The sequence below is a fragment of the Burkholderia sp. Ax-1720 genome, assembly GCF_011753035.1.
GTDB lineage: Bacteria > Pseudomonadota > Gammaproteobacteria > Burkholderiales > Burkholderiaceae > Burkholderia > Burkholderia gladioli.
In genome coordinates this window covers 1-6,244 of sequence record NZ_VWWK01000279.1, presented here as the reverse complement: position 1 = coordinate 6,244, position 6,244 = coordinate 1, and the positions used below count along the sequence as shown (strand labels likewise).

Genomic DNA, 6,244 nt, shown 5'->3' with positions numbered 1-6,244 from the left:
CGTGGCTCGCGCCGCGCATCGCGCGCCGTGTCGCGCTTCGGATCGGGCCGCCACAGCGTCGGCCGCGCGAAGCGCCCGTTGCGCTTGGGCGCCATCGAGTTGATGGTGTTCGCCGTCGAGGGCTGCACGTCGCCGGCGCGCCGCACGCGGCGGTCCTCGTCGCGGTGCAGGGCGCTGCGCGGCAGGTCGGCCACCGAGCGCGGCTCGTCCTCGTCTCGCCGCGAGCCGCGGCCCAGGCGGAACCCGAAGGAGGCGTCGAGCCAGTCGTTGGTGGTGTGCCAGTCGAGCCCGAACAGCCAGGGCAGGCCGGCCACCAGCAACACCACCATCACCAGCGGCGTGCCGATATGGCCGAACACGTGCTCGAAGCCGGTGGCGAGCAACTGGCCGAAGCGGTCGGTGCCGGCGTCGCCAGGCAGGGCGGTGGCGAGCGTGCAGCTCGCGACGAACACGCTCGCGAAGCCGAGCCACAGACGGATCGAGCCGCCCTTGGCGCCACCCGGCAGCATGCCCTTGACGAGCCGCCAGACGAGGGGAATGAACCAGACGGCCGAAATACCGAACCAGCCGAAAACTACCGTATGCATACCTGGAAACGTGGGATCACGAGGACGGGCGCCGCGCGCGGCCCGTCGGGTTTGAGCGTCCGGTGCATCCGGCCCGCGCGCGCGGGCCGCGAGCCGGAAGGATCTTGTGTCTTCCTGTTGTATTACCTGCCGCCGAGGCGCGCCGTGCCGCCGCGCATCTCGACAGGATCACGGGGTGTCGCGACGGGAGAATGTCAGTGTCGCGCCATCCTGCGTGACCAGATAGAGCTGTTGCGGCGCCTGCATCTGCAGGCCGGCCTTGGTGACGTGCGCGAGCGCGTCGAGGTACGGCGCCTCCAGCTTGCCGCCGGCGCTGTTCGGGCAGGCCATGCGCGTGCCGGCCAGCGGCCCGAAGCTGAGCAGCCCGTTCTTCACGGCATAGGTGCCGCCGAAGCGGTTGCAGCCCGAGACGCCCGAGGCGCGGCGCACGCCGTCGGCGGTCGACAGCGTCAGCGTCGGCACGGCCGGCTGGCCGTTCGCGCCCTGATCCTGCGGCGGCAGCTCGCGCTGCGTGCCGTCGGCATTGCGCCAGCTCGCCAACTGCCAGCTGGTGTCGTCGATCAACTGGATCGCGGCGGGGTTGAACGGATCGGAGGGCGGGGCGGAGGAATCGGGGTGGGTCGGGATCGCGCAGGCGGCCAGCGCGGCCAGCGAGATCGCGGCCAGCGGCGCGCGCAGCGAACGGACGAAGCTGGGGCGCGTGCGCGCGGCCGCGGAAGGTTTATGCATGGCCTCGTTCCTCGAATTCATGGTGATGCTGGCAAAGGCGTAAGAGTAACGCAGTCGGAGCGCGCGAGGCGAGCCGACCATCGGCGGCGCGAAACGTTCTGTCGCCGGTTGCGTCGTCGCCTGCAGGCCGGTTCGCGCCGAAGCTGCGTGTTAACATCGCGCCTTGGTCGTATCCACGTCTTCACCCCAATCTTTTCAGCGGGAAATCTCATGCAGATCGGTCAGCGGCTCGGTACGCCGCTCTCGCCCTCCGCCACGCGCGTCATGCTGCTGGGCGCCGGCGAACTCGGCAAGGAAGTCATCATCGCGTTGCAGCGCCTCGGCGTCGAAGTGATCGCCGTCGATCGCTACGCGAACGCGCCCGGCCACCAGGTCGCGCATCGCGCGCACGTGATCGACATGACCGACGCGGCCGCGCTGCGCGCGCTGGTCGAGGCCGAGCAGCCGCACCTGATCGTGCCCGAGATCGAGGCGATCGCCACCGACGCGCTGGCCGCGATCGAGTCCGAGCGCCTCGCCGAGGTGATCCCGACCGCGCGCGCCACCCAGCTCACCATGAACCGCGAGGGTATCCGCCGCCTGGCGGCCGAGGAGCTCGGCCTGCCGACCTCGCCCTACGCGTTCGCGCAATCCATCGAGGAATTCCGCGCCGCGGTGGCCTCGATCAGTTTCCCCTGCGTGGTCAAGCCGGTGATGTCGTCCTCGGGCAAGGGGCAGTCGGTGCTGCGCGGCGAGGCCGATGTCGAGCCGGCCTGGCAGCATGCGATGGCGGGCGGGCGCGTGAACCACGGCCGCGTGATCGTCGAGGGTTTCATCGATTTCGACTACGAGATCACCCAGCTCACGGTGCGCGCGATCGACCCGGCCAGCAAGGAAACCCGGACCTATTTCTGCGACCCGGTCGGCCACCTGCAGGTCGCCGGCGACTACGTGGAATCCTGGCAGCCGCAGCCGATGAGCGCGATTGCCCGGGAACGTTCGCGCGAGATTGCACACCAAGTGACGACGGCCCTGGGCGGCCGCGGCCTGTTCGGCGTCGAGCTGTTCGTGCGCGGCGACGAAGTCTGGTTCTCCGAGGTCAGCCCGCGTCCGCACGACACGGGGCTGGTGACGCTGGCCTCGCAGCGGCAGTCGGAGTTCGAGCTGCATGCGCGTGCCATCCTCGGCCTGCCGGTCGATCCGGCCCTCACGTCGCCGGCCGCCTCGGCGGTGATCTACGGCGGCCTGGACGAGGCCGGCATCGCCTTCGAGGGCGTGGCCGAGGCGCTGGCCGTGCCGGGCGTCGACCTGCGCCTGTTCGGCAAGCCCGAGAGCTTCACCAAGCGTCGCATGGGCGTGGCGGTGGCGATCGGCGCCGATGTCGACGAGGCGCGCGAGCGCGCCAAGCGGGCCGCTGCGGCGGTCCGGCCCGTGTCCGCGCGCTGAGGCGGCACGGCCGGGCTGGGGCGGGGCAGGTGCCGGCCCACCCGGGTGGAAGCGGGTCGTGCGTGTTTTTCCGTGCCGGGAAGGCGTGCATCGATCCGGCCCGATTTCACGCAAACCGTATCGAAGGCCGCGGCAGCCAAACGCTGCGGCCGAGGAGTCTCGAGATGAAATGGGTACTTATCGCGACGCTGTGCCTGGCGGTGTCGGGCTGCGGCCTGGCCGCGGCGCCGTGCCGGGTCGCGTCGGCCGGCCTCAAGATCGTGCCGGTGGTCGGCCATGTGGCGGCCGCGCCGACCGATGCCTGTGCCGGCGTGATCGATCCCTGATCGAGTTGGCCAGGCATGGCAGCGCCCGGGCAGGGGCAAGGAGCACGCGCATGAAGCGCATCATTTTCGCCGCGGGCCTGCTGGTCGGCCTCGCGGGCATATCGGCGGCCCAGGCCGCGCAGCTGACCGTCGAGGAAATCGATACCGACGCGCGCAGCTTCACCCGCTACCAGTGCGCGAACCAGGCGCGGCCGGTGCGGGTCGCCTACTGGCTGGCCCGCAACGGCCAGAGTTTCGCGCTGGTACCGGTGAACGGCCAGCCGATGCTGTTCGTCGACACGCTGTCGGCCTCGGGCGCGCGCTACCAGGCTGGCCGCTACACCTGGTGGACCAAGGGGCCGGCCGCCACGCTGAGCGACGAGATCGCCGGCAGCTCGGCGGCGCCGCTGCTGGCGGACTGCCAGGAGATCCAGGGCCGCCGCAAGCGTCCCTGAGGCGCGGACGGGCGCCGTCACGGGCCAGTGCTACAATACCGCCCTTTCCGTCGGCGTTCGGCCGCACGGGGCGGCGCGCCGGGTTCGACCCGGCGCCGTGGCGGCGTCGCGCGGCGCGTCGCAGCAGTTCCGTCATTCATTCCACCGTGTTGTTCGTGCGGCCACCGGCAATCGGCCCGGCCACACCCGAATTCCCGCCGCGCCATTTGAGCGAAACGCCAACCATGTCCGATTCAGCAGCCACGTCCGTCGACGCAACTTTCGATCAGTTCGGCCTCGCGCCCGACATTCTGAAGGCCATTGCGGAGCAGGGCTATACGACGCCGACGCCGATCCAGGCCAAGGCGATTCCGGTCGTGCTGTCCGGGCGCGACGTGATGGGCGCCGCGCAGACGGGCACCGGCAAGACCGCCAGCTTCTCGCTGCCGATCATCCAGCGCCTGTTGCCGCAGGCCAGCAGCAGCGCCTCGCCGGCGCGCCACCCGGTGCGCGCGCTGATCCTCACGCCGACGCGCGAGCTGGCCGACCAGGTGGCCGCCAACGTGCATTCCTACGCGAAGCACACCGCGCTGCGCAGCGCGGTGGTGTTCGGCGGCGTCGACATGAACCCGCAGATGGCCGAGCTGCGCCGCGGCGTCGAGATCCTGATCGCCACGCCGGGCCGCCTGCTCGACCACGTGCAGCAGAAGACGGCCAACCTCGGCCAGGTGCAGATGCTGGTGCTCGACGAGGCCGACCGCATGCTCGACATGGGCTTCCTGCCCGACCTGCAGCGGATCCTGAACCTGCTGCCCAAGCAGCGCCAGACCCTGCTGTTCTCGGCCACCTTCTCGCCCGAGATCAAGAAGCTGGCCTCGACCTACCTGAGCAACCCGCAGACCATCGAGGTGGCGCGCAGCAATGCGACGGCCACCAATGTCACGCAGGTGGTCTACGAGATCGCCGAGGGCGACAAGCAGGCCGCGGTGGTCAAGCTGATCCGTGATCGCTCGCTCAAGCAGGTGATCGTGTTCTGCAACAGCAAGATCGGCGCGAGCCGCCTGGCGCGCCAGCTCGAGCGCGACGGCGTGGTCGCCACCGCGATCCACGGCGACCGCTCCCAGAACGAGCGGATGCAGGCGCTGGATGCCTTCAAGCGCGGCGAGGTCGAGGCGCTGGTCGCCACCGACGTGGCCGCGCGCGGCCTGGACATCGCCGAGCTGCCGGCCGTGATCAACTTCGACCTGCCCTTCAACGCCGAGGATTACGTGCACCGCATCGGCCGGACCGGCCGCGCGGGCGCCTCGGGCGACGCGCTGTCGCTGTGCAGCCCGAACGAGCGCAAGCAACTGGCCGATATCGAGAAGCTGATCAAGCGCGACCTGCCGCTGCAGCCGCTCGCGATCGACGCGCCGGTGCGCGCGCGCCAGGAACGCGGCGAGCGTGGCGAACGCAGCGAGCGCAGCCGCGATCGCGACGAATCGCGCGGCCCGCGCCGTTCGCACGGGCACGGCGGCGAGCGCACGCATCACCATCATTCGCGCCGCGAGGCGCCGGTCGACGAGTTTTTCCTGAAGCCCTACGAGCCGTCGCCGAGCGCGCGCGAGCCCGAGGAGGCGACCAAACAGCCGGCATCGAGCGAGAAGAAGTCGAAGCAGCCGCTGGCCGCGCTGCTGGGCGGCTTCGGCATGCCGCGCCGCACGTCTTCCTGAGCGAAATCCGGCCTGAAAGCCTGAAAACGGGCGGATGCGAGAGCATCCGCCCGTTTCCGTTTACCGGGAGAAAAACGCGGCGCGGCGTAAGGCGCGCTCAGCGCGCGCCGGGACCGAAACGAGCGGCCCAGGCGGCCGTGGCGGCCGAGAAGAAGACATCGCGCGAGGCACGCGCGGATGGCGCCAGCCCGAGCCCCAGGTGGTCTGCCGCGGCGTTCAGCGAGACCAGCGGCGCCGAGGCGTCGAGCGCGCTGGCGCCGGTCTGCTTGCTGAGCTTCTCGCCGTTCGCGTCGACCACCACGGGCACATGCAGATAGGCCGGCGTCGGCGCGCCGAGGCAGTGCTGGAGATGGATCTGCCGGGCCGTCGAATCGAGCAGGTCGACGCCGCGCACCACGTGGGTGATGCCGGCATCTCGATCGTCGACCACCACGGCGAGCTGGTAGGCCCATTGGCCGTCGGCACGCCTGAGCACGAAATCGCCGACCTCGGTGGCGAGATCCTGCGACTGCCGGCCCTGCCAGCGATCGTCGAAGCCGATCACGGCCGCCGTGCCGTCGGGCACCCGCAGCCGCCAGGCGCGGGCCGGCTTGCCATGCAGGCCGTCGCGGCAGGTGCCGGGATAGGCCAGCGTGGTGTGGCGCTCGTGCGCGGCGCGCAGCGAGTCGGCGATCTCCTTGCGCGTGCAGCCGCAAGGATAGACATGGCCGGTCGCCGTCAACGCGTCGAGCGCGGCCGTGTATTCGGCGTCGCGCCGGCTCTGCCAGACGGGCGGTTCGTCGGGGTTCAGGCCGAAGGCGGCGAGCGTGGCGAGGATTTCCCGCGCGGCGCCGGGCACCGTGCGCGGGCCGTCGACGTCCTCGATGCGCACCAGCCAGTCGCCCGCGTGGGCGCGCGCGTCGAGCCAGCTGGCGAGCGCGCCGACCAGCGAGCCGAAATGCAGCGGGCCGGTGGGCGAGGGCGCGAAACGGCCGCGATAGCGTGGTGTCAAGCGAGACCCTGGCAGGCAGAGGCGGCGCGGCCCGGGCTCAGGCCGCCGGGCGGGCGGCAGG

General features: G+C 71.1%; 7 protein-coding genes. 4 read left to right on the top strand and 3 right to left on the bottom strand.

All coding sequences use genetic code 11. From position 1 onward, the window contains the following. Both F3J18_RS35120 and F3J18_RS35115 read right to left on the bottom strand, forming a co-directional pair. Positions 1-587 (bottom strand): DNA translocase FtsK 4TM domain-containing protein (locus F3J18_RS35120; protein WP_205195702.1); only part of this gene is annotated, 587 nt, incomplete at its 3' end. A 168-nt stretch (positions 588-755) separates the two neighbouring features. After that, entirely contained in the window at positions 756-1,316 is a 561-nt protein-coding gene (locus F3J18_RS35115; RefSeq protein WP_166916708.1) for an META domain-containing protein, read from the bottom strand. Between the two features lie 210 nt (positions 1,317-1,526). Here F3J18_RS35115 and purT point away from each other — a divergent pair, with 210 nt between their 5' ends. The 4 genes from purT (at position 1,527) to F3J18_RS35095 (ending at position 5,192) form a co-directional block, all read left to right on the top strand. Next, on the top strand, positions 1,527-2,741 hold the full coding sequence (gene purT / locus F3J18_RS35110; RefSeq protein WP_166916706.1) for a formate-dependent phosphoribosylglycinamide formyltransferase: 1,215 nt from the start codon (positions 1,527-1,529) through the stop codon (positions 2,739-2,741). Between the two features lie 164 nt (positions 2,742-2,905). Further along, complete coding sequence (locus F3J18_RS35105; protein ID WP_017919513.1) at positions 2,906-3,067, top strand: DUF6726 family protein; 162 nt, start codon at positions 2,906-2,908, stop codon at positions 3,065-3,067. A 50-nt stretch (positions 3,068-3,117) separates the two neighbouring features. Next, positions 3,118-3,501 carry an MliC family protein gene (locus tag F3J18_RS35100; protein WP_025096523.1) on the top strand — a complete coding sequence of 128 codons (384 nt, stop codon included), beginning with the start codon at positions 3,118-3,120 and terminating at the stop codon, positions 3,499-3,501. Positions 3,502-3,725: 224 nt separating this feature from the next. After that, complete coding sequence (locus F3J18_RS35095) at positions 3,726-5,192, top strand: DEAD/DEAH box helicase (RefSeq protein WP_025096522.1); 1,467 nt, start codon at positions 3,726-3,728, stop codon at positions 5,190-5,192. Between the two features lie 97 nt (positions 5,193-5,289). On the opposite strand, the gene gluQRS is transcribed toward F3J18_RS35095, so the two are convergent. Then, positions 5,290-6,183: a tRNA glutamyl-Q(34) synthetase GluQRS gene (gene gluQRS / locus F3J18_RS35090; protein WP_166916704.1), complete on the bottom strand. Its 894-nt coding sequence runs from the start codon at positions 6,181-6,183 to the stop codon at positions 5,290-5,292. Positions 6,184-6,244 lie beyond the last annotated feature (61 nt).